General features: G+C 36.1%; 27 protein-coding genes and 3 pseudogenes. 5 read left to right on the top strand and 25 right to left on the bottom strand.

Features of this window, described 5'->3' with window-relative positions:
• The first annotated feature begins 35 nt into the window (after positions 1 to 35).
• Together IE339_RS08090 and IE339_RS08085 are read left to right on the top strand one after the other, a co-directional pair.
• On the top strand, positions 36 to 1,205 hold the full coding sequence (locus IE339_RS08090) for an MFS transporter (RefSeq protein WP_242175319.1): 1,170 nt from the start codon (positions 36 to 38) through the stop codon (positions 1,203 to 1,205).
• Positions 1,206 to 1,323: 118 nt separating this feature from the next.
• Complete coding sequence (locus tag IE339_RS08085; RefSeq protein WP_242175318.1) at positions 1,324 to 2,031, top strand: SDR family NAD(P)-dependent oxidoreductase; 708 nt, start codon at positions 1,324 to 1,326, stop codon at positions 2,029 to 2,031.
• Positions 2,032 to 2,670: 639 nt separating this feature from the next.
• Here the strand turns inward: IE339_RS08085 and IE339_RS08080 are convergent.
• The 4 genes from IE339_RS08080 to IE339_RS08065 all read right to left on the bottom strand — a co-directional run bounded on the left by IE339_RS08080 (position 2,671) and on the right by IE339_RS08065 (position 5,831).
• A complete protein-coding gene (locus tag IE339_RS08080; RefSeq protein ID WP_242175317.1) occupies positions 2,671 to 3,372 on the bottom strand; it encodes a hypothetical protein in 702 nt (233 codons plus the stop codon).
• Positions 3,373 to 3,639: 267 nt separating this feature from the next.
• Positions 3,640 to 4,050 (bottom strand): cupin domain-containing protein, encoded by a 411-nt coding sequence (locus tag IE339_RS08075; protein WP_242175316.1) that lies wholly within the window; start codon positions 4,048 to 4,050, stop codon positions 3,640 to 3,642.
• Between the two features lie 50 nt (positions 4,051 to 4,100).
• Entirely contained in the window at positions 4,101 to 4,964 is an 864-nt protein-coding gene (locus IE339_RS08070; protein WP_242175315.1) for an aldo/keto reductase, read from the bottom strand.
• 111 nt (positions 4,965 to 5,075) lie between these two features.
• Positions 5,076 to 5,831, bottom strand: coding sequence for a carboxymuconolactone decarboxylase family protein (locus IE339_RS08065; RefSeq protein WP_242175314.1), 756 nt, complete (start codon positions 5,829 to 5,831; stop codon positions 5,076 to 5,078).
• Between the two features lie 208 nt (positions 5,832 to 6,039).
• Here IE339_RS08065 and IE339_RS08060 point away from each other — a divergent pair, with 208 nt between their 5' ends.
• On the top strand, positions 6,040 to 6,588 hold the full coding sequence (locus tag IE339_RS08060) for a TetR/AcrR family transcriptional regulator (protein WP_242175313.1): 549 nt from the start codon (positions 6,040 to 6,042) through the stop codon (positions 6,586 to 6,588).
• Between the two features lie 154 nt (positions 6,589 to 6,742).
• Complete coding sequence (locus IE339_RS08055) at positions 6,743 to 7,084, top strand: SdpI family protein (protein ID WP_242175312.1); 342 nt, start codon at positions 6,743 to 6,745, stop codon at positions 7,082 to 7,084.
• A 231-nt stretch (positions 7,085 to 7,315) separates the two neighbouring features.
• Here IE339_RS08055 and IE339_RS08050 read toward each other — a convergent pair whose 3' ends face one another.
• From IE339_RS08050 to IE339_RS08005, 10 genes are all read right to left on the bottom strand, one after another.
• Positions 7,316 to 8,026 carry a hypothetical protein gene (locus IE339_RS08050; protein ID WP_242175311.1) on the bottom strand — a complete coding sequence of 237 codons (711 nt, stop codon included), beginning with the start codon at positions 8,024 to 8,026 and terminating at the stop codon, positions 7,316 to 7,318.
• An 803-nt stretch (positions 8,027 to 8,829) separates the two neighbouring features.
• Positions 8,830 to 9,510: a hypothetical protein gene (locus IE339_RS08045; protein ID WP_242175310.1), complete on the bottom strand. Its 681-nt coding sequence runs from the start codon at positions 9,508 to 9,510 to the stop codon at positions 8,830 to 8,832.
• Between the two features lie 393 nt (positions 9,511 to 9,903).
• Positions 9,904 to 10,218: a DUF5381 family protein gene (locus IE339_RS08040; protein WP_431522787.1), complete on the bottom strand. Its 315-nt coding sequence runs from the start codon at positions 10,216 to 10,218 to the stop codon at positions 9,904 to 9,906.
• Between the two features lie 257 nt (positions 10,219 to 10,475).
• Positions 10,476 to 11,036: a DUF5381 family protein gene (locus IE339_RS08035; RefSeq protein ID WP_242175309.1), complete on the bottom strand. Its 561-nt coding sequence runs from the start codon at positions 11,034 to 11,036 to the stop codon at positions 10,476 to 10,478.
• An 18-nt stretch (positions 11,037 to 11,054) separates the two neighbouring features.
• The gene (locus IE339_RS08030; protein WP_242175308.1) at positions 11,055 to 11,864 is read right to left on the bottom strand and encodes a hypothetical protein; all 810 of its coding nucleotides are present in this window, start codon (positions 11,862 to 11,864) and stop codon (positions 11,055 to 11,057) included.
• 9 nt (positions 11,865 to 11,873) lie between these two features.
• Positions 11,874 to 13,133 (bottom strand): hypothetical protein, encoded by a 1,260-nt coding sequence (locus tag IE339_RS08025; RefSeq protein ID WP_242175307.1) that lies wholly within the window; start codon positions 13,131 to 13,133, stop codon positions 11,874 to 11,876.
• A 36-nt stretch (positions 13,134 to 13,169) separates the two neighbouring features.
• Positions 13,170 to 13,319 carry a hypothetical protein gene (locus IE339_RS08020; RefSeq protein WP_242175306.1) on the bottom strand — a complete coding sequence of 50 codons (150 nt, stop codon included), beginning with the start codon at positions 13,317 to 13,319 and terminating at the stop codon, positions 13,170 to 13,172.
• Between the two features lie 18 nt (positions 13,320 to 13,337).
• Entirely contained in the window at positions 13,338 to 13,658 is a 321-nt protein-coding gene (locus tag IE339_RS08015; RefSeq protein WP_242175305.1) for a WXG100 family type VII secretion target, read from the bottom strand.
• Between the two features lie 649 nt (positions 13,659 to 14,307).
• A complete protein-coding gene (locus tag IE339_RS08010; RefSeq protein WP_242175304.1) occupies positions 14,308 to 14,751 on the bottom strand; it encodes a hypothetical protein in 444 nt (147 codons plus the stop codon).
• A gap of 38 nt (positions 14,752 to 14,789) precedes the next feature.
• Complete coding sequence (locus tag IE339_RS08005; RefSeq protein WP_053402830.1) at positions 14,790 to 15,188, bottom strand: hypothetical protein; 399 nt, start codon at positions 15,186 to 15,188, stop codon at positions 14,790 to 14,792.
• Positions 15,189 to 15,324: 136 nt separating this feature from the next.
• On the opposite strand from IE339_RS08005, the gene IE339_RS08000 reads away from it, so the two are divergent.
• Entirely contained in the window at positions 15,325 to 15,801 is a 477-nt protein-coding gene (locus tag IE339_RS08000) for a GNAT family N-acetyltransferase (protein WP_242175303.1), read from the top strand.
• Positions 15,802 to 15,948: 147 nt separating this feature from the next.
• Here IE339_RS08000 and IE339_RS07995 read toward each other — a convergent pair whose 3' ends face one another.
• The 11 genes and pseudogenes from IE339_RS07995 to IE339_RS07945 all read right to left on the bottom strand — a co-directional run bounded on the left by IE339_RS07995 (position 15,949) and on the right by IE339_RS07945 (position 23,497).
• Positions 15,949 to 16,464 carry an ankyrin repeat domain-containing protein gene (locus tag IE339_RS07995; RefSeq protein ID WP_242175302.1) on the bottom strand — a complete coding sequence of 172 codons (516 nt, stop codon included), beginning with the start codon at positions 16,462 to 16,464 and terminating at the stop codon, positions 15,949 to 15,951.
• Positions 16,465 to 16,740: 276 nt separating this feature from the next.
• Entirely contained in the window at positions 16,741 to 17,259 is a 519-nt protein-coding gene (locus IE339_RS07990; protein ID WP_242176148.1) for a SecY-interacting protein Syd, read from the bottom strand.
• Between the two features lie 273 nt (positions 17,260 to 17,532).
• Positions 17,533 to 17,736, bottom strand: a pseudogene (locus IE339_RS07985) (hypothetical protein); the annotation flags it as partial.
• Positions 17,737 to 17,755: 19 nt separating this feature from the next.
• Positions 17,756 to 18,703, bottom strand: a complete 948-nt coding sequence (locus tag IE339_RS07980) for a hypothetical protein (protein ID WP_242176147.1) — start codon at positions 18,701 to 18,703, stop codon at positions 17,756 to 17,758.
• A gap of 525 nt (positions 18,704 to 19,228) precedes the next feature.
• Positions 19,229 to 19,870, bottom strand: a complete 642-nt coding sequence (locus tag IE339_RS07975; protein WP_242175300.1) for a class F sortase — start codon at positions 19,868 to 19,870, stop codon at positions 19,229 to 19,231.
• Positions 19,839 to 20,654, bottom strand: a complete 816-nt coding sequence (locus IE339_RS07970; protein ID WP_053402833.1) for a DUF4397 domain-containing protein — start codon at positions 20,652 to 20,654, stop codon at positions 19,839 to 19,841. Before IE339_RS07970 ends, IE339_RS07975 begins: the two co-directional genes overlap by 32 nt.
• A gap of 489 nt (positions 20,655 to 21,143) precedes the next feature.
• Positions 21,144 to 21,395 (bottom strand): hypothetical protein, encoded by a 252-nt coding sequence (locus IE339_RS07965; RefSeq protein WP_053402834.1) that lies wholly within the window; start codon positions 21,393 to 21,395, stop codon positions 21,144 to 21,146.
• Between the two features lie 264 nt (positions 21,396 to 21,659).
• Positions 21,660 to 21,959 (bottom strand): annotated as a pseudogene (locus IE339_RS07960) (hypothetical protein).
• 69 nt (positions 21,960 to 22,028) lie between these two features.
• A pseudogene (locus tag IE339_RS07955) lies at positions 22,029 to 22,437 on the bottom strand (hypothetical protein); the annotation flags it as partial.
• Positions 22,438 to 22,462: 25 nt separating this feature from the next.
• The gene (locus IE339_RS07950) at positions 22,463 to 22,969 is read right to left on the bottom strand and encodes a hypothetical protein (RefSeq protein WP_053402835.1); all 507 of its coding nucleotides are present in this window, start codon (positions 22,967 to 22,969) and stop codon (positions 22,463 to 22,465) included.
• 42 nt (positions 22,970 to 23,011) lie between these two features.
• Complete coding sequence (locus tag IE339_RS07945; protein WP_053402836.1) at positions 23,012 to 23,497, bottom strand: immunity protein YezG family protein; 486 nt, start codon at positions 23,495 to 23,497, stop codon at positions 23,012 to 23,014.
• Between the last annotated feature and the right edge of the window lie 158 nt (positions 23,498 to 23,655).

The following is a 23,655-nucleotide window of genomic DNA, read 5'->3' as shown; positions in this document are numbered from 1 at the left end:
GAACAACACATTTTAGAAAGAAGGTCATCCATTTTATGTTTAAGAAAAATAAGTTACTCCTATTCGTATTAACTTTAGGAGCTTTCGGGATCATCAACACTGAAATGGGATTTATTGGAATACTACCCTACATCGCGGATCATTTTCACATTAGCGTATCAAAAGCTGGCTGGCTCGTGAGCCTCTTTGCACTTACTGTGTCAATCTCTGGACCGACGATGCCACTATTGTTCTCAGGAATCAATCGTAAAAAAGCCATGCTAGTTGTACTCGGCATTTTCGTTTTAGGTAATGTTGTTTCCATTTTCACATCAAACTTTACGATTGCAGTTATTGCTCGTATTATCCCGGCCATTTTTCATCCAATCTATTTTTCAGCCGCTTTCACAATGGCTGCGAATTCCGTTCGAGAAGAAGAGGCGCCGAAGGCAGTCTCAAAAGTGTTTATTGGCGTATCTGCGGGTATGGTACTTGGGGTACCAATCGCAAGCTTTCTTGCAAGTACTATTTCGTTTCAGGTATCCATGGCATTTTTTGCCATTGTCAATGCGATCGTATTTATCGCGACATGGGCATTCTTCCCTTCTATGCCCGTCAAAGAAAAGCTCTCTTACGGAGCACAATTAAGCGTATTAAAAAAACCGATTGTTTGGCTCTCCATTATTGCGGTCCTTTTATTTAATTCAGCCGTCTTTGGGGTTTATAGCTACCTTGCTGAGTATCTTAAAAGCGTAACAAACCTCTCCGGAAATGCGATTAGCTTCATGCTCATCCTATTTGGTGGAGCAAATATTATTGGAAACGTGATCGCAGGTAAGTTACTTACGAAAAGCCCCCTTAAAACCGTAGTCGTTTTCCCTTTTGCATTAGGAATCGTTTACATCGTTTTATTCTTCATCGGGCAGTTTACGTGGCCGATGGCAATCATGACTCTAGTTTGGGGTGTTTTCGCAGGGATCGGAACGAATATTAATCAATATTGGATCTCATCTGCAGCGCCTGAAGCCCCCGATTTCGCAAATGGATTATTTTTATCGTCCGTTAACTTAGGAACAACGATCGGAACAGCGGTAGGTGGAGCGTTCATTTCAACGTTAGGAACTCAGTACGTCATACTAGTCGGCATCTTATCATTAGTCCTAAGCATCGTCTTTGTGCTGCTGAGAAATTATTTAAATCGTCCGATCACACAACTTGCTAAATAAGTCATGCATTTCATTCTTTTACAGGAGTCTCGTCTAGGCTCCCGTATTGATCTACACGGTCATTGGTGAACAGACGTTTCTAATCATGCAAACAATCAATTTAAATGGAGGAGTTACGATGTCAAACGAACGTAAAATTGCACTTGTCACAGGAGGCAATCGCGGGATTGGATACGAATTTGTTAAGCAATTAGGAAAAGCTGGTTTTATCGTTATTCTAACAAGTAGGAATGCGGAAGCAGGACATAAAGCTGTGAAAGCACTCAAGGAGTCCAATCTTACTGTTTCATTTGTAGAAATGGACATAGAAAATCCAGTAAGCATCGGACAAGCTATGAACTTAGTACGTGATCAGCACGGGAAACTGGATGTGTTAATCAATAATGCGGGAATTTATTTAGATGAGAATGAAGAATTAGTAAAGATGGACCCGTCTATTCTTGAGAAAACACTTAAAACAAATTTTCTCGGTGCCTATCATGTCATTCGTACTTTTCTTCCGCTCATGGAACAACAGGGCTATGGCAGAATCATTAACGTTTCTTCAGAGTACGGAGCGATGAGTGAAATGTCCTCTCCAGGAGTTGGAGCTTACAAATTATCTAAGTTGATGCTAAACGGTCTCACACAACTGGTAGCTGCAGAAACAAATCCGAACATTAAAATAAACGCAGTCGATCCCGGCTGGGTAAGCTCAGACATGGGTGGACCTTCAGCACCAAGAACACCAAAACAAGCAGCGGAGTCCATTCTTTGGCTAGCAACGATCGGACCTGAGGGACCTTCAGGAGGCTTTTTTAAAGATGGAAAGCAGCTTAATTGGTAGCAAGCTCATCCTGTATAAAAAAAGGGGCGGCTGTTTTAACACTCACATTAAAAGAAAGAAATAGAAGAGGAAGTAGTATTCACTTCCTCTTCTTACGAAAAGCTTTAGTTTACTCCATAATTTACAACACTCATAAAAGCTATATCGTCAAATGAATTTTCAGCTTTGATTTTAAAAGGCGTTGTATTTAATTTTAACGGATTTGATTTCGAAGCAAAAAAATTGAATTCGTAATTGTTTTAGCAAAGCATTTGGTACTAATATCAGCAATAAATCAGCAGACAAAAAAAGCAATGAAATTGGTTTTCCTTTGCTTTTTTTGATCTTTAAAGTAGTTTTTCACAACGCTATTTTATTGACCTTGCGATTTCTAACATTCGTTCTTTCGATAACCTTGAACGGTTCATCTCTACATAAGTCCCGCCTTGGGTCCAATTAAGTACACCGCCAGTAATTTTATTTCCGTTCTTATCTACTTTACCGCTATCTTCTCATCCCTGAAAATAACCTTTATGTCCGACCACCTCAAATGAATTGGAAATACAGCAGCAGTGTACACTGAACTGTCACCTATTAGTAAACCGTTCTTTGGTTGTTCAATATTGCATATAGATAATAGCCTTTTCTTCGAATTTACCATTACATGGGACCATAAAAAGGATTTTGTTTAATGCTGTTATAAAATTGAATTGTTTTTACTTGATACATATTATTTTTGTACGCATACCCCATGACAATATCTCCAAGAAAACCCGCATCTGATATTTGACCACTTAGTCTAACCATGAGAGTATTGTGGATTACTTCATAATCTACAATACTTCCGAAGGCTACATCGTCAAATAGGTTTCCATGTTTACTTTCAACAGGCGCTATATCTACTTTATAGTTCTTTTCTCTTGTACGGATCTCCGCTTCTACATTTGATAGTTTCGTTCTTACATTCTTATAAACAACGGCTAAAGGATTATCAACAAGAACCTCAAATAACTCGTTGTTAATGATATGAAACACATGGATCTCTTCCAACAGGACACCCGTTCCATATCCTGTAGTTAAGACAATTATTAGCTCTTTCTGGTGGTCATGGTTAATGTCGGTATAATAAATTTGTGGCGCATAAGTAGGATTTGTTTCATTATTCCAGAAAGGATTTGTGTAGGTCCCCCCTTTAAAATCCATTTTAAATCCTCTGTATAGTCCCTCCAATTTCTTGCTGTAAAGAGTAATATTTTCTTCCCTATTACGGCTAACCATCTCATATCCATCATTTTCTGCGGCTGTAATACTACGGGGAACCAAAAGAAGGAATCCAATTAGAAAACTGATACAAGTCTTCACAGACAACACCTCATTTTAGTGTTTCCTACTAAACCCACGGAAATGTAATGTAGTCATAAAACGAATAAAAGCTATATATGTCAAATCGTAATAACACCTTTAAATGTATTGCTAAAGCGAAAAAATAGGCGTATCAACTTTTCTGTTGATACACCTTAAAAAGATACTATTAAACCTCATTTGTCATTGCGCCCATTCACCATATTATTTAAAAGTCTTTAATGATCCCATTATATATAATCAATAAGTCTTTTGATTTAATCCTATTTATTTTACGTTGTTGTACTCCTCATCTGTTACCGCCTCTAACCATTCTGGTGTTCCTGCCGTAATCGCAATGTGTTCAAACCAGCTGTCTTTTGCCGCACCGTGCCAATGTTTCACACCGTCATGAGTAACGACCACATCTCCAGCTGTTAAGAACTGCGCAGGTTTCCCTTCTTCCTGGTACCATCCTTCACCGCCTGTGACTAATAAAAGCTGAAAGCCATCGCGATGAATATGCCAATTGTTTCGACACCCAGGTTCAAATGTCACATTACCAACGCCAACGTTTACTTTAGGATCCGAAATTAACGTTCTCAGATAGCTTTGTCCAACAAAGAACTGTGAGTACGCTTCATTTTTTTCTCCTACTGGAAAAATCACACCGTTTTTTACCTCTTCATGTTTTGCCATTTTTGTCCCTCCTATAACAATTAAGACGAGTTGTTTTTCAACTCAAACTATTACGTTAACTTTCCGCCGAATACAGGGAAGTAACTGTGCTCACCGTAATCCTGAATTTGTTCTACATTTTTCAGCGTCTCCATATCTTCCTCGCTAATCTCAAAATCAATCTCCAAATTGTTTTTCATGTGTTCTGGATTGGCTGTCTTCGGAATGACGACAAGACCAAGCTGGATATCATAGCGTAGGCAAAGCTGGGCAACAGATACTCCGTACTTATCAGCGATTACCTTCACTTCCTTGTTATTAAGAACCGCACCATGGGCAATCGGTGAATAAGCCTCTACAAGGATGTCTTTTTCTTGGCAAAATTCAATTAAATCTATTGGCGTATTGCTAACATGTGCCAATATTTGATTGACCATCGGCTTAATTTCACAGCTTTCTAGAATGTTCTCAATATCATCTTGAAGGAAATTAGACAGACCGATTGCCTTTACTTTTCCTTCTTTATAAGCATCCTCCATCGCTTTCCATACGGCTTGATTTTCTTTGTCATAGCGTTTTTCTTCACGAAACTCCTTCCAAGGCTGTGGGCTATGAATAATGAGAAGATCAATATAGTCCATTCCCATTTTTGTTAACGATTCATCAATCGACTTCGCGGCTTCGTCATACGTTTTTGCTTCTGCTGCAACCTTTGTCGTAATGAAAAGTTCTTCTCTTGCGATCCCACAAGAACGAATTCCTTCTCCGATTCCTGCTTCATTCATATAAGCCTGAGCCGTATCAATATGACGGTACCCAGCAGATACTGCATCACGAACAGCCTGTGCTGCCTGGTCATCATCAAGAAGCCACGTTCCAAGACCTACGAGTGGGATTTTTACACCATTTGAGAATGTATGAGTTTGATTAAACATGTTTTCCTCTCCTTTAGATCATTTTTCATATGATCCATTGTTTTATCTATTTTCTTATCATTTTGTTCTTTCCTTACACTAGAACCTGTGAATCCACCCTATCATCTTCCCTTAATTTTCAGGAATGATGTCATTAATGCAAGCTAATGCATTTAATGTTCGAGGGAAACCCATATACGGCAGACAGTGAGTCATTGCTGCAATTAACGTTTCTTTATCATTTCCCACGTTAAGATTCCCCTGTACATGTGACTTCACTTGACTTTCCGCACCACCTAACGCGCTAATGATACACAATGTTAACAACTCTCGCATTTTTACATCTAGCCCACTGCGCGTATAAAAATCTCCAAAGCAAAAAGCTGATAGATACTCTTGTATATGCTTTTGATTTTCCGGAGCATTCTTTTGCATCGTTTGAATAACGTCCCCAAAAATCTCTATTTGCTTAGCAAGACCCTTTTGTAGACGATTCTGTTCATTTACTATTTTTTGATTCTCTACCGGTAACGAAATCTGATTTTCTTCAAAGATTTCGTTCACTGCCGTAATAGCATGCAACGTTTTAGGAAACCCAATATACGGAGCGCACTGATAAACAGCTTCTTTAATCTCCACAGGCGTCAGTCCGACATTTAATGCTGCTTGTACATGCGCTTTTAATTGAGGAATCGTCTGATTGGTCGTTAGAACCACCAAGGTAATTAATTCACGCGCCTTGTCTTCTAAATTACCTTGATAAAACACTTCTCCGAAAATAAAGTGGTTTAGAATGTCTTGAAATTCTGGATCTGTAACTTGTGTAGCCGGCATTCCATACCCAAACAGCTCCGTGTATTTTTCTTTACTCTTATCAATACGGCTCATCAGCATTCCTCCTGTTACACGTACTTTTTCTATTGCTTTGACATAGCATGTCCTTGTCTAAAATCAACATTGATTCATTAATCAACATCTGTTTATAATTATAAAGAAAAAGAAGTGATACTCAATAATCAATGAAACGCAATTCGTTGATTACTCAACAAATTGCTATATGTTGTTGAATATCTTTTGAAAAAAGTGAGGTTTTAACATGGCGAAAGTAGACCGTAGGATACTAAAAAGCCAAGAGGCTATTAAAAAGGCAGTAACTGAATTAATGATTGATAAACGTTTTGATGATATTACGATTCAAGACATTGCGGACCGAGCAAATGTAAATCGAGGAACCATTTATCTTCACTATATGGACAAATATGATTTATTAGATAAGATGATTGAAGAACATATGGACAATCTGAGAGACCTATGCCATTCAGCAGCTGATTTAACGTTTCAGGAAGGGAATTACATTTGGTTTGACTATTTTGAGGAACATCATCTATTCTTTTCGACTATGCTAGAAAGCAAAGGCGCTCACTATTTTCGTAGTCGCTTTTTAGACTTGGTCGTTCAAGAATTTGGCCCTGAAGTGGATACAACAAAAGGAGCGAATCACGGGCTAAGTCCTGAAATTGCAATTCAATTCTTCTCTTCAGCAATGGTCGGAACAGTAGAATGGTGGTTTAAAAACGGCATGCATATTCCGACTAAAGTGATCGCAGAACAAACAGGGGTATTGCTTGATCGAAACTTGGACTGACGTGTACGTTTTTAGTAATACCAAGAGACATTCTTCTATGGCATAATAGAAGAACCAGCTCTAATTTATTACGATGGATATAAAGAAGAGTGAATCGATTCGGTCTTTCCATAAATAAGGCTGAATCGATATTAAAACAGACGGAGGTAATACAATGATTTTATCTGTGGCGACTGATTTTATTATCCCAATCCTTATGATTACAGTGGGGGTAATTTTCACGTTCAAACCACCACAGAATATTAATTCTTTGTACGGATACAGATCTCCTCGCTCTCAATCTTCTCAAGAAAGCTGGAACTACTCCCAAAAATTGTTGGGGACGTATTCTTTTCAACTCGGTGTTTTATTACTGTTCGTCAATATATTAGTTGCACTTCTCTCACCCTATTCATCAAATTCAACTTCACTGTTTAACGCCATTATTGGAATTATTGTATTAATACTGCCTATCATTTTAATTGAAAAGAAATTAAGAGCGTTTGCCTCGCATTAACTTTACCCCACTGCTATAGACAACAAAAGTATGGTGTTATGTAAAATATCGTTCAATTATATGTTTGAATCTTACTTCATGCGCTTACCTCTCTAATGATTCATTTAGCAGTAACACGATCTCCTAAAAAAGAAGAGTAAATCCTGCAGGACTTACTCTTCTTTTTTAAACCGTTATTGTGTTTTTTCTCCGCTTTTTAGTGGCATAACTAAACCGTTTGGCAGTAATGAATTAGCCCTTTTTTATTCGACCTTTTTTTCCTGCACTATTAAAATACTCTACTAATTCCCTATTCCGAATCATAAACCAATACTTATATACAAACTTCGCATCTAAATAAATAAAAATAACACATAAAACTTGATAGATTATACACATAAATAAATGCATAATTGTCTCTGGCTGACCTAATAAAAACTGCATTACAACATATCCAATAGGCCCTCCTATATAGATTAAACGCTCCACAAATGGAGAAGATTTTCTTTCCTTTTTCTTGGGTTGACCTTCACTGTTTGACAGTTCCACTTGGCGACGCAAGAAAAACACCCACGTCGCTAGAAAGAGTAGAGACATTACCACGTAGTATAAACCGGAAGTAATACCTATCTCATAAGCAATTTGCTGAGAAGTTAAAAAATAACTAATCGAGCCTATGATACCGGAAAGAGCCATGTATAAGGTAGTTTGACTTTTAAAATTTTCTCCTCTCGTTAAAAATATTCGAATTGTCACTAGAATTAAAATCCCAATTAAAACTACAACCGGATACATTGTCCATTTATTCTGAAAAGCTAACAGCGGCACAATGGTGATGAGACCGATAGCAATGAACGTTAAAATAAAGCTCGTAAATTTAAAGCTCGGCATATAGTCATATTCCAAATGCGAGAGGACATTTTTAGGAATCTTATCAACATTTGTATTTGTGTTCGTTCTCAAACTCCACACCTCTCTCCTACTTCTATTATTGATCACCTAGTGGAAGTAAGTTTAATTATTCAAAACTCCTTTTACTTCACCCAAGATTTTATTGTTTTAATACCTCCAAATAAACTCTTTACATTTATTATAGAAAAACATAAAATAAGTGTATTATTACACTAAAATTGAATATTGTTAATAGGGATGATAGCTAAATCTTTTATTATTTTCAATATTAACGAGAAAGTACAACCAAAAAATACAAAAGAATAACAGGAGATCATGATGATAAAAAGGATGACGTTAAGCGTTATGGCTGTTATAGGATTAGTTTGCAGGAGATACTTATTTAGCGCTTTTGTTAGACAACACTGAAAAAGACGTACGTTCATTTCGTGTAACATATTCTGGTGTTAGTAAAACATATTACTCTAAACAAGAGTTCTTTGTCGGAATGTTAAAAGAACGAACTAATTCTAACTCTATTGAGCCAACGTATCGTTTCTTTGATGAAGATCACAAAGATATCACTGAAAAAATAAACTCTTCCTTTCCAAGTAACTCTACTACTTCTTTTGGTAGCTAAGCTACACGAATCATTTAATTTTCAAGGTCAATAAGGTTACTCAAAGAGGCATTATGTTGTTGGACGACATAATGCCTTATCTAAAATATTTAGAGCTACTAAATCATGTGTAACTTAAACGCTCGACAAGATGATTAGTGACCTTTTCCAATCCCACATTAGAATCAAATTTCAAGCTAAACATCCCTCTTATATTTTTTTTATTACGAATTAAAATTTCTATAAAAATCTTAACTTAATGATTGAGACGTTTTACTAACTGACGATTTTGCAACATAAACCAACACTGAGATAAAAATTTCGCACCCATATAAACAAAGAATATAGCTAAAAATTGATACATAAATGTCATGAACAATTGCAAAAAATACTGGTTGCCCGCTAGTAAAAATTGTACAACTACATAGCCTAAAGGCCCTCCCCAAAAAAGCCATGGTCTAGCTGGAAGAGATACCTTATTTTTTTTTGTAACAGGCGGCTCTATTTTATAGTTTTTAGATTGAATATAGATGAACACGTACCAGCTTCCTAAAAAGAAAACAGCTGCAACTATGTAATAAATGAATGATGAAATACCTGCTGTTTTAGCTATTTGAAGTGAGGTTATAAAATAGGACATGGCTCCCACAAAACCTGCAAACCCTAAGTACAACGTCGTCAAATACTTAAAATTCTCTTCTCTCGTTAGCAGGACACGAAAATTGAGAATGACTAAAAGTCCTACTAGTGAGGACACAATGTAAAGAGTCACTTTATTTTGAAATAATGCTAATGGCCCTAAGGTCAATAAGCCAATGAGAACAAACGTGACAAAGAGTGTTGTAAATTTAAACCGCATAAATGTATTGTCATATATGAGCTGTCCTAATAAATGACGTGGAATATCTTTGCGATCTGTATTGGGATTCAATTTCATTCTTATCCCCCCTTCATTCTGACAAAAAGCGCTTATTGTTCGACTATCTCATTTTATAGTTGAACCTAGTTAAAAAACTTAGCAGAAAACCCCACTAAGTTTTTTAAGGATTAATATTTATTTTTCATTGACTAACGGACCTATTTCATTGTTTAACTACCAGCTCGTTTGTATTTTACAATTTCAAACAGATGATCTAAGTTAACTTTCTTATCCCAAGCTGCCTTGGATTCAGGCGTCATGTATGGATAAACATACTGATTGCTAGCATGCCACCTATGTAAAAGGTAAGTATTACACCATAATAAAGCTTGCTTCCTTTGACATTAACCTCATTGCCAGCTTTTCGTGTATTTAGCAGCTCCAGTCCTCCCGTTAAATCATTTCTATGTGCTAGAATGATTTTATTTTATATTCTGCTTCCTTATATAACTCTTCAAGGTTCACTTGGCGATCCCATACAGCCTGAGATTCAGGTCTCATATATGGATAAACATATCGATCGATAAGAACATCAACATACAATTCGTCAATTAAATTATACGTCCGAATTTGATACTGCTTTTCATCATGTGTTGTTAAAACTAACACGTTAATTAACGTCAGCCCATTTCTTCTTACTTCCGCTTCCTTAATTGAAGAAAACGGGCGTTGCCTTTTTTGGTTTTGAAGTAGCCATTTGGTCCCTTCATAAGAGAAATAATGAATTTACCAGAAGGCAATCCTGGTATAAACCAAATAAATAAGTAAATGAACACAGGTAGTAAAACTATTCCACCTACTAACCACGTGAACGAGAAAACAGAGCTAAAAGATAGTCCTTTTATAACAGCCCATATCATTCCGGAAATACCACTCAAATAAAATATTAGTAGAAGGATATAATAGAGTTTACTTCCCTTAATATGAATCTCCTCGCTAGACTACCAAATATTTAACCGTTCTACTCCTCCTGTCGAATAAATTTACATCTTTGAAGATTGGTCATCACGTTTGTACCTTGCAATTTCAAACAGATGATCTAAGTTAACTTTCTTATCCCAAGCTGCCTTGGATTCAGGCGTCATGTATGGATAAACGTATTGATCAACCATTATAGATACATCATTCTCACCTATTAAATTGTAAGTTAAAACTCGATATTGTTTTCCATCGCGCGTTATAATAACTAAACTATTAATTAAAGTAAACCCATTCCTTCTTAGTTCTGCATCCTTAATCTCTGAAAATGGTACATTTCCTGCTTTTGTCTTCATATAACCGTTAGGTCCTTGTACAAGAGAAACAATTGTTTTCCCTGGCAGAAGGCCTGGTATGAACCAAATAAATAAATAAATCAATATAGGAAGTAAAATTACTCCGCCTGCTATCCAGATTAAAGAAAAGGCCGAGCTAAAAGTTAGACCTTCCTTAAGAACCCATGACATGCCTACTATTCCGCCTACATAGAATAAAAGCAAAACAACGTAATAGACTTTACTCCCTTTAATATCAATCTTCTCTCCAGATTGTCTTATATTTAGCAAATTAATATCCCCTCACTATTAAATATTTACATTCACCTTAAATATAGAAGAAGGAATAAATGTTTTCAAGAAAGCTTCGCTCGTATGCTCCAAATTAAATCGATTATCCTTATTTCTAGTAATTAGCCAATCTCTTTGCTTTCCTGGAATAAAGAAACAAATATCTACAGTATCAGGACTATTGTTTTGGTCATACGACATTAGTAATATCGTATTTAATTTAGCGGACCTACTATATACATCCATCAAAAAGCTGCTGATATCTTGTATACTCTCTGTTGTAATTTGCGATGCCCAACGACTAATAAAGCTTGATGGATGCTCTGTTTCACTTGCTTCTCCAAGAAGGTTTTCAAACTCTTCGGTAGACATTTCAGCTACAATCGTTCTCTCACTTTTGATTTCCTTGGAAGATAGTTGATTAAGTATAAGTTTTTGAGCCTCTTCACCCACAAGGCGTTCGATAGTATGCACTTGCTGATCGAAGTGTAGTTTATGTACATATGCGGTTTCATTTTTAAAATGGATAGATAGCGCTTCTTCTTTCGTCAGATCGGTTGAAAAACATGAAAACTGCACAGTAAATTCAGCTCGATTCAAAACATGGATGAATTCAGCTTCTTCTTTTTTTAATCTGTATCGACTATCTACTTCCCTAATCATATCCTTAGCCATTAGAGACCTAGAAGCAATTTCAAGCAACAATTGCAGCTGCTGATCATCTAAGTCTGGAAAATAACTATCCTTTAATTGAATTCCTGATTCAAATAGTCCCTCACTGTAAAATGCAAAAATAAGTTCTTCTAAGCTAAGTTTAATTTTATTCATAGCGTCTCCTTACCCAAATGAGAATTTTCCTTTCATAAAGCTCGTCGCTCCATTGACAAGCGATTTAGCGGTATCTTTTGCTTTTGAAATTCCTTTACTTACTTCTTTCGTCACATCTGTCGCCTTCCCGATTGGGTCTGCAAGGGCTTCTTTAATTTGTTTGTTAGCATAGTCCACCCCATCATTAAAAGCTTTTACACCTTTACCAGCAGCTTCCCATCCACTTCTTACCGTATTTATTGCATGGTGAAGAGGTTCTTTAAATACAACGGCTGCTTTCTCTGCAAACGGAGCAGTAAACTTCGCAAGCTTTTCACCTGCTACTCCGCCAATGAATGAACCAACGGCTGATCCAGCTACAGTACCGACCGGTCCAAGCAAACTTCCTGCTGCACCACCAATTACGCCGCCCACTATAGATGCTGTACCGACAACAACCGTATCATTAACAGCCTTACCTACAGCTTTAGCATTCTCGCGCTTTAAAACCTCTGTATTATTGCCATACTTTTCATAGTTTTCAGCAATTTTCAAACCTGCACCAATCCCAGAAGTTGCTCCAGTGACTAAAAAAGTCGTAGCTCCATTAACTTTTGCGAATTTTAAACTAGATTTACCAAATGCTTTAAGAGACTCCTTGGTAACTGCTTTATTACGAACTTGATCAAATAAACCTCTTGACACATTCGTATAATCTACTACCTGGGATGGGGCATACTTAGCAAACTTTTTGTGGAGTAAGTCTGCAAAAGAATAATCATTAAATTTTGCTCGCATGTATTTAAATTTCAGAAATCCCCTAGCAACCTTCTTATACTTTGAGTTATCAACCATATCTGAAAAGGCCTGTAAAGCTTTCATATGTTTAAAACTGTAGGCTCCACCGGCATCTTTGGCAAACTTTGTTAAACCAATTCCATAGTAAGCAGCCTGACGAGCACTCAAAGCCCCCAAAGCAGTTAAGTTTCCATACTGTTGATGTAGTCCGTATAACTTCCCAAGTAAATTGTCCGCATCAGCTAATTTGTTTCCTGCAGAACGTACATACATTTCTAAGTCATTTAAATTGTCGGCCAATGAAGCTCCTGTGTCTGAGGGGTCACCGACTCCAGAAAAGCACTGCTTATATTCAAAAGGAGCCTGCATAATTAAACTATGCAAATCTAAGCTTAGTTGTTTATACTCATCTTTTATGGCAGTAAGCGAACTCACAAGTGTATTCGCAAGTGAATCTAACTGGTCCGGGTTAACAGAGATCTTTTTATCCAAGGTTTTTAATCTCCTTTCGTTCGTTTCATTGTATTATTACACAAGTTGAAAAAACTGATATCCTATTACCCCCGCTTGAAGAAAAACGAGAAAAATCCCTAGGCATCCTAGACAACCTTCATCATATGGATTGCTTTCGTTTGCTTCTTTTTTCTTTTGATTGTCCTTTTTTGTTTGATCACTCATACCTTACTCTCACTTTCTTTAACGGATATCTAGTTGCTTTAATAAAAGCGTTTGATTGATTCTCTCCAACTCTTTTTGTCTCTCAATCTCTTCACGAACACGATCGACAGAATCAGCAGCGGCTTCAAGTTCACGACTAATTTCGTACAAATTATCGGAATGCTTCTGAAAAAGTGCTTTTGTATCGTCCATGTTGGCTTCAAACTCATCACGAGATTTCCCGCTCCACGTCGCTGCTTTTTCATTAATATTTTGAATAAGTTTTGATTCTTGCTTTTTAACGTCATTAGACGCTTCCTCAAACGTCTTGGCAAGTGCTCTCACTTGTTCAGAATTCATCTCTCTTCCCCCTTCTGCTTCTGAAATTCATATATGTAATGGTAGTTATTCTTCATTTTTCCATATAAGAAAATACTACTAAAACCAAACACTCATTTCCATAAGTCTCCAGTAACGAATCGTTTTACTTTCCAGCCACCCTATGTATGAATAAAGTCACATTTCACTTTTTTGTGGCTATAAATACCGAAATTAGAGGATAATATATCCATTAATTCAAAATTTACATACCTAATGTATTAACCACATTACCCCTTTAATGGTTATAAAAACCTAAAATTTTATAATTTAAATGTTACTTAAGGATGATAAAAGACGAAAATCATGTATTAAAAATACAACTTGCATTTCTCATCTTAATTTAAAAAATCTTGAACGCCAACAAGCGTATCAAGATCTCAACATCATTATTTTGTTTTATATTTTTTGTGCAATACGATACGTTACTTTCAAACCCTTTTTAAGTCGGTTTACAACGTTAATCTTAAAATATAGTCCACCTCTCTAAAATTACACACATTTCTTCTTGAGATCATATACATTTTGAACAGCATTTACGCCTAATACAATACTTTCTCCTTTTAATCTATTTTTATGAGAAATCGTTTGGAAACGAGCCATTTCACAATACCAATTAAATCTAATTCCCCTATTCAAACATGACACCAAAACTAACGTGTTTAAAATTTAAATAAGCGTGGCAAATGTCAGAAGTGTAGTAGGGAACGAGCTTGGGAATGGAACGTTTTGTCACAAACAATCCAAAACTAGATACGTTGTTGCAGTCTTCTTCAAATAATTGAATCTCTGTGTCCGTATCATCATTGGCAACAATTATTTCTATAGGCTGATCTATTAAAGTAATAGCCTGTTCATGAATCGTAATTAATGTTTGAATGCTCGTATGAATGCACTCCTTATAAAACTCTACCTCAACCAAATCAAAATCTGTTTCATAATAGTTCCGGTCTTCATATTTATACCGACTTACTTCTATTTTCTCATCATAGTGATCTTTGAATAGGTCACAGACTGCTTTTATCTCCTGCACACTTAATTCACGATTTGAAAGATATGTATTAACCAATCTCATAATTTCCACCGTATTCCTTACCTTTTTTATTCGCTTCTTTAAAAAGCACGATCATACAAGCTACACTTTACTTCAGCTAATAAGTCGTTTAGTCGTGTTTTTTCCGGATTTATTTCCACTTCTTTTTTGACGTTTTCCTCCAGGTAATGATAAAACGTTTTAAAATCTAAAAAAGCCAGCTGTTCTATCTCCACGGCTGGATAACCTAGCTCAATCAAAACATGTTTGTCATCTAAAGGTCTAGGTAAATGTGCCGAATCAAAGTCATCTAAATCGGAATGAAAAAAGGCAAATATGATTTCTTGTCCATAGCCTTCTCTTGCAGCAAAGCATTTTAATGCCACTTCTAAATATGTTCCATTTATAAAATCAAAATAGATAGACATTAAATGATCAATATCTTCTTTGCGTTCCTGTAGCTCATATTTTCTATTCACTATTCTCTTCCCCCTTTCGTTAGTTTAGTAGCGCTCAGACCATTATCATCAAGTAGGTATTTTCAATCCGCAATATTGAATATTCTTCCAAATAACATATAATGATATAATTAACAATAATTTAGGAGGAGAGAAGATGGCGTTAACGTTTCGAAGATCAACTTTAGAAGATATAGAATGCTTGCTTCCCATCCAAAGAGCCTCTTTTCAAGAAGACTTAGAAAAATACGAGGATGTGGAAACAAATCCTGCTTGTGAAACAGATGAAAAACTAGCGGAAAACATTAGAAAATACCATCACTTTACGATTTTAGACGATGATACGGTAATTGGTGCAATGGATGTGCGAGGTAACAATGAGCGGATGCATATTAGCAAGGTGTTCATTTCTCCTTCTCATCAAAATAAAGGAGCTGGTACGGCTACTCTTCAATTTCTAGAGGAGAAATTTTCCGATGTGAAATTATGGACTTTGTATACCCCTTACTTAAGCTTTCGAAATCACTATTTTTATGAGAAATTTGGATATAAAAAAACGAAAGAAGTTCAGGTTACAGCCAAACTCGTTCTGTTTAAATACGAAAAATTACCCGTAGTTCCTCTACTAGACTAACAACACGTGAACAATAAGGGCCATTGAGGAATGGCTCTATTTACACTAATACAGACAACTTGAACATTTAACAATTCGGCAAGTTCAAACCTCGGCATGGCGCCAAAAATACTTGTCAACGCTTGTGGATTCATTATTCTACTTGAATTAATCACCTTTAGACTTCTCCATCTCACGTTTTAAATATTCAGCGATTTCTGTCTCCCCTCTTTTAACAGCAAATGTATAAGCATCTATATTCTTCATCGTTTCTCCCGTGTATTTAATGCGTATGTCCATATGATTCTCAACTAATAGCTGGACAACCTTTTCATGTCCACCGTATATTGCAGCAAATAAGGGATTTCTATCTGGTTCACTAGTATCAATCTCCACATTGTTACTAAGTAAATAACGGGCAACATCTAAATGTCCTTTTGTTGCTGCTCTTTCAAGTGCATTTGTAGAAAAAGTACCACCCTTTGCATTAATATCTATTCCTGCACTCATAAGGTATTTTACTATTTCTACATATCCATGCGCTGCCGCTACATGTAGCCACGTACCGAAAGGCGTCATCCATGTTAACATTTCTGGCTCTTTCTCAAGTAAATATTTAACCGTATTTAACTGGCCGTTCTTTATGGCATTTCTAATATCTTTAGCAAATTGATTCTTATCCATTTCCGCTTTTCCTCTTTCCGTAATTTTTAAGAGTAGCGCTTTTTCGTTTAATTTATGAGTCTAATACTATTATCAAGGTTTGCGATACATTAAGTACCTTCTCATATATTGTTAAATTTCGTTATAATGGCTACGTCGTAGTACTATTCCCAAACCGAGCATTTCCGCAACGACCTTTAAAATGATACATGCCGTATTTCGATAGACAGCACTTCAAGCTCTCAATCAATAATTTTGCACCAGCTCTTACTAGAATAAAGAGCTGTTTTTTAAAAATTATTGTTTTAACCTTAGATTTTCTATCAGTTCTTGAATATTCTGGGCAAGATATTCAAATGTACCTCTTTCAAAATCTTCTAATGAAATTATTCCACTCATGTTTTCAATAACCACCGCTAAACCATTTCCTTCCATTCCGATTGGTATATTCTTTAACAGTCCCTCATGATTGTTTTTATATCCTCTTAAAGACTCTCCAAATAAATTCATTTGAATATTTGATAAGACCGGTTCTAACGTAATGTAGTACTCCTTGTAAAATCCATCTAATTCTGCAAACCAATAGGCGTTAAAATAATCCACAATTGTTTGATGAAATGTTATATTAAACTCATTTTCTAAGCTTGTAAAATCTTGCTGAGCCGTCATCTTTACTGGTTTCCATGAGATACATTCTTCCTCGTCAACGCTACCTTCATAGATCACTAGATGCTCATCGTGACTAATGGATGTTTTAAATAAGAAATCCAAACCTTCGTTTGCTGCTTTTTCTCTCATTTGAAAATACTTTTGCATTGCTTCGTTTATCGACAAAGTAATCATCCCTTAACATCTTTTAAATTTCCCATCATATCCACAGTCATTTCCCAAAACCATCTGCGAATTTTTCAGTATTGTAAACTTAGTGTTTATCTATTTATAAGCTAAAAGATATTCTCTAATATGAATTGTTTAATGAAATTGGACTACCCACCACATAATGAGCTTCGGAGTTTTCTAAAGTCGAGTGTCTCGTCTATTTCAAATAAAAATTCTCTCTCAACTATTTATCATTTACTCTTAAATCTATCTGTGATCAAATTCATAATCAAGAATAAAATGGACGATTTCCTGATATTGCTCCCCTTTATAATCAACGTATAGGAAATGTTTGGTCGTCAACCCATAGTTCAAGAGGTCTTCGTGTAAGTCATCACTTCCTTGCTCCTGCAAAAACGTTTCCAACTCACTGCGATTGGGAAAGATAAGATTTGCGATCGTTTTAATCGACACATTTACTTCCTCCCTTTTACTAAAATAATTCTCCGTGTTTGTTCGGAATATAGTCCGGGTAGTTTTTGCGGTAAAATTGATCAATCATTTGAAGTAAGGGATCCCATTTAGGATAGGACTCTCGTTCTGCAACGGGCATTCTTCCTTCTGGTGTATTCATTAGAAAATGATCTATTTGAGTAGGTACTGGCAACCCTCGTTGTTTCCGTACATAAATGAAAAATAAGAGGTCAATTGGGTAAAAAGCGTATGTAAAGTCTCCGAATTCCCCTAGTTGGCCAATTTCTGAGGCTAATACAGCATGATAGTGAGCCATGTTTGAAACGAGGTGTTCTACTTCTTCTAAATTAGGAGTCGACCAACGTCTCAGCGCTTCGTCATACACGTTTAGATCTTCAGGGATTAAATAGCATGGTTTTTCAGTTTCGTTGTACTCATTTTTCACAACGAGATGAAGTTTTTCATTGGTCCCGAGAATGGTTTTATCTCTGTACTGCAAATACAACTCTAGTAAGAACCATACGTGTTTTTTCTCTTCATTGGTATCCATTAAATGTTCACCGAAGTGATCAATCATAAAGTCATATAGCACCTTTTCTTCTTTCTCCCATCCATACATGGTGAAATGAACCAGTGCGATAACGACTTCCCTAAACGTATATTCTACTATCATCTTTGGATATCTAACATTATACAACTCCTGTCCCATACATTTATAAAATATGATTTTTTGCATGTTCTTTAACCCTTCAGCATCGTCTCCGCCACGTATTAACACATCGTTTTTCCATAGTGATAGGTAATAGCGGAAAATTTTATTTAAATTTATTAATAAGATGTGATCCTTCGTTGTTTCATTGTGTTCTACAATGTTTCCAATCTTTCTTTGACTAACATAATATTTCTCTTGAACATCTTCAAATTTAATGCCGTCTACGAAATTTTTACGATATCGTTTATAAGCCATTTCTAACTTTTTTTGGTTCAATGCTGCATCCTCCCCACAAATTACTTTATTTCCCTACCCTGCAAAAGCATACTTCCTTTTACATTGGTTCATTCTCAAATGTTTCAGATAGAATACTAATGTTGTTTTACTCATCTCTTTCCTCCACCATTCTCAAAATTTAATTACTCTGTTCCCTTTTCATCATATCAATATTTTTTATCATCATCGATCCTTGATAAAAAGTCCTCACTTTTTCCCTCATGTATTTTAGCTCATTTTCTATGCTCTATCTCTCAGTTCAAATAAACGTTTAAGCTTTGACCGTTCGCTATTTATCGAAACTGTTCCATCAAGGACTTATCATCTTCACCTCAGGAAGGATGGGATTATCATATTTATTCTAGCGTATGGTTAATAACATCGAGAATGGATTAACTATTCCGGTGTAACCTGTCTGTAGAACATCAAAACCCCCGAACTAATTTCTCCGTTCGGGGGTTTTCTTGATGCACTATCAGTTTCTCAACATCATGCTCGGGCGTTTTATCTTTCTTCTGTTAAAACTCCCGTTACCACAAGACGCTTCAAATGCGTTTTCTTTTTACGGTCAAAATCACCGGTGCAAGTAATTAAATTGAGCTTTCTTTGTTGACTAAAACCAAATATCGCAGGAATGGGTGCATCATCGTACGGATAGGATTTCTTCTCCTGAACAATAAACGTAAGCTCTTCACCACTTTTTCCGGAAACAATAATCTTCTCTCCAGGCTTGATCTTTTTCAAATCAAAAAATACGGATGGTCCTGTCTTGTTGTCAACATGTCCAGCTATAACAGCATTACCCTGTTCCCCTGGCTGAGCCCCGTTTTCATACCATGCAGTCCGTTTGTCATCAGAGGGGAGCTCCATTTTACCATGTGAAGTAAGCCCTACGGATTCAACATCAGCGCGTATACCTAAAGACGGGATGCTGATTCGAACCGGTTTAACCCCTTTTGCTTCAGCCTGCTTCATTGGTTTTAAGTTTGTAGATGCTTGATCAGATGCCATCGAAACAGCAGGAGCTTGTTCGACCTTAGTATTGTTTACATCAGATGCTGGCTCCTCACTAGTCTGAGAACATCCTGCCAATAGGAGAACAAGAGCTGCCATTTTAATGACTGCTTGCTTTTTTCTTAATTCCATATGCCATCAGAGCACCTAATCCAAGGATTGCTGCCGCTGCTACTGGTAGGTAGTTGTGTGATTGAGTGTCAGCTGTTCCACCCATTCCCGTCTTCGGCATTTCAGAAGGCATCATAGCTGGGTCAGCTAGTACTAATGCTTCAAGAGCTGGTTCGCCTTTTGCAAGTCCGACTGCAATGACAGTATAAGACATATTCGCCTTTAGCTCTGTTCCTGCAAGATCAAGAACCACGTCTTTTGTTCCCGCACCTCTTACTTCAAGATCATAAGATCCAGGATCTACTTCTAAGTACTGTGTTACTCCTTTAAATTCTGCTCCTGGGAAAAGGACATCCCCACCTTTAACGGCTACATCAACTGCAGGTGCATCTGGTGAAAAATGTGCAACGCGAACTTTTGACTTTCCTTTTGTTACATTTAAATCGTCGTTTAACACTTTTAGTTCAAGAGAATCAAGTTTGTTAATGGCTGCTACCGTATAAGCCATACCAGCTTCCACGGTTAAATTAGATGAGATAACGGGCTTACCGTCAGCAACTGTTCCTGCCGCAAAGACTTCAACTTTATGTTCTCCCGCTGGAAGCATCATGTAGTCTGTAGCAGCTTTAAATGCAGCGCCTTCAACAACTGTTTTCCCGTCAACCACAACATCAACTGCCGGAGCGTCCGGAGAAGCATGAACGATTCGAACCATTGCATCATTTCCGGCCGCAGAAGCACCAGCCCCTGTTCCGAATACCAATAATAAAACCATTGCCGCCATTACTGAAAAGATTTTTTTCATTTTTCCACTCCTCGTAGGTTTTTTTTAGGGGACGTTCGTCCTGTACTAAATATAAACAAAACTTATACAAAATGTAAACGCTTTAGATGCTGTGAATGTGCTGAAGAAGTTTTTTAAGCTTTTTTAGACATCGAAACAACGAATTTATACCTTTTAAATATTATGTAAGAATAGTATCTAATGTTGGTGAATTATTTTCTCTAACTATATTTTCCATGATAACCATAGAAAAAAGCCAATAGCTCTAATGCCATTGACTCTAACTTTTAAAGTATTACTCCTACGCTCTGCGGACACCTTAAAATAAAAAGCACCTCTGCCTACTTCAGGCGATCAAGTGCTTTGCATCCGTCTATTTTCTTAGGTAAGCCTAATTTTCCACATTATATCTTTTGTTACCGCTCAGAGAACTACACGGTACTATTATAAGCGCTCAATTCTTAAACAAACCAGCCTGTTGGTTCATTATTCTCAATTCAAAGTTCGTTTTTATGACTCAAAAGCTGTTCTTTCTGGAAAATCCCTACCTTCTCTAAGCAGACATACCGCCAGTCTTCGAGAAGCTCGATCATAATAAAACTTAGCTGGAATATTTGGATGTGCGATAGGCTCTAAATCAGAAAATTTCTTACTTACTTTATTTAGTTGTATTTTACCCATCATGTTTTCATTTGGTCCAAAACTGTAGATGACAATCTCATCATTCTCATATTCTTTTAATAACAGCACATACGCACCCAAAAATTATTTCTCCCTGCACAAATTTCACAAACGTTCTTATACTTATTCTTCTACTCGGTCATTAGTTATTTTAATTAATGATTCAACAAGTCATCTGTCATCCTTCACTTTTCGCTGACTTAAAGTCATTGGAAAAGTGACCATAAGCATTTATTCAATGAAATTATTTCAGCTTATGCCCCCTTATTACTTGTACATTTGTCTAATAATAGTGTGTGCTTTAATTAGAGCTAGATTAAAAACTTGAAAAGTTTTATCATGATATTATTTTGTGTGAAGAGATTTTCTTATTTGCTCAATAACCTGACATAACCACTGAATTGGTTCTAAACCAGCGGGAAAATACACGCCATCTGCACAAGACTGAATGTATTCATTCTTTTCTATCTCTGAACATTCACCGTCAATAAAATCTGTTAAAAAGACAATAGCAGATTCCAAATACTCTTTACTTCCCTCTGTTAACAGTTGTTATAGAGCCTGTTCTGGTGAGTCAATATCTTGATGAAAATTTCCAGCCAAGAATTGAAAAACAGGTTCTCCTAGTTTGTTAGAAGACAATATAACACCTCATCCTTTGCTATTACTCCTTACAGCCCATTAGAACATAATTCCCTTATCTCTTCCTTTGGTTTACCTTTTAAGATCGTTTTCCCAAACGACATTTGGAGAATAAGATACACCAATCCGATCCTCATCAAAACTCGGTATAGCTATTACTTGAGCCGTCTCTAAATATTTTTGAGTGTAACCAATTATCAAGCAATGTATCACTATCAGCACTCAAAGGATCCTTTAAAAGATCTATGCAAATACCGCCCCAAGACAATTCTGATACAACACCTGGACTATTTAACAATAAATCTTTACCAAACATGTCCAATATACGACCACCAAAATATGTTTTAGCTCCTAAAGCTAAAGGACCGTTGGGACAAAACTCCACTGGTATCGGTAGTGAAGAAATATTCATCCACACTAGTAAACCTTCACATTCCGTATTCCATGGATAAGGTACTGGCCAACACATTTGCGCTGTTCCTGCATGACTACAGCTATGAAAGAATTTATTTTTCAACTTCTACTATTAAACTTTCCAAATGCAAAATATCTTTATTTAGTTCATTGTTTAATACCTTTAACTCTTCAATGTATAACTTAGTTTTATTTACTACTTCCGTTTTAAGGATCTCATAACTAATTCGTTTATCTTTCCAATACTGGTGGATTAAATTTGGCATTTCCTTTGTTTCGATTGCTCCACTTCCTTCAGGTTTATCAGCCGTAACTTTACTCATGTTCACTAAACTTTTTTCTTTTAACAGTTCAATCCAAATCTTAGGCTTTTCAATATCACTGATTAAAACATAATTTTCAGTTTTCAAAATCAATACTGCTTCTAAAAAATAATTCAACCACCAATAAATAGAAACTGAAAACTCATCAATATTTTCAGTGATTAATATACCGTAGGTTTCATCACAAATTTCAAATTGGAAATACCCATCTGCCCCATTGATCTCCTTTTCCACTGCCCCATCATTTTCAAATATTTTAAAACTAATGTTGAACATTATTTTCACCTTTCTCATCATCACTTCATCGTTTAGATTCGGTTAGTTCGGTTTTTTCTGTTCTTCAAATTTCTTCATTCTCTCCATTAAATCTAGTTGTTCTTTGTTTTTACTTATGTATTTATACTCAAAATAGTCAATTCGATCTGTTGGACCAAATTCACTTTCGTACCAATTTGTATAATCAAAATGGATTGTTAGTTTTCCTACTGAATTAAGTAATAGTGTCACAGAAAACCAAGGTTGTTGGTCATTATCAATAAATATCTGCTGCAATTTAGCTGTTAATTCAAACAATTTATGAAGTTCCTTGTCATAGACACTTTCCTCTATTAGATACATATATGGGATATCATGAGAATACACTGATTCATTGCTGTCAATAGGCGTAAAAAAGAAGAAGACACCGCCATTTTTATCCTTTACTTCACTATTCAAATAAAGATTGCTCCATTTAATTGGGATTATATCATCAATTTGTTGAACGATCTGTCTATACAGTTCATTTAGTTCAGTTTCAAAATTCATTTCCGTAACCTCCTCACTTATGTTGTATCACTAATCTGTACTTGTTTTTTTCCTTCATTTAACTAGTTAATTAAGTCGCTTCTAATTAACTAGTTCTATTACCAACTATTTTTCGCGGTGCTCAACTAATTCCATGATATGAAAAAAAGCACTTGATA

It is taken from the genome of Priestia koreensis, assembly GCF_022646885.1.
Classification (GTDB): domain Bacteria; phylum Bacillota; class Bacilli; order Bacillales; family Bacillaceae_H; genus Bacillus_AG; species Bacillus_AG koreensis_A.
The sequence above is the reverse complement of the archived record's forward strand: the minus strand, read 5'-3'. Positions and strand labels throughout refer to the sequence as shown.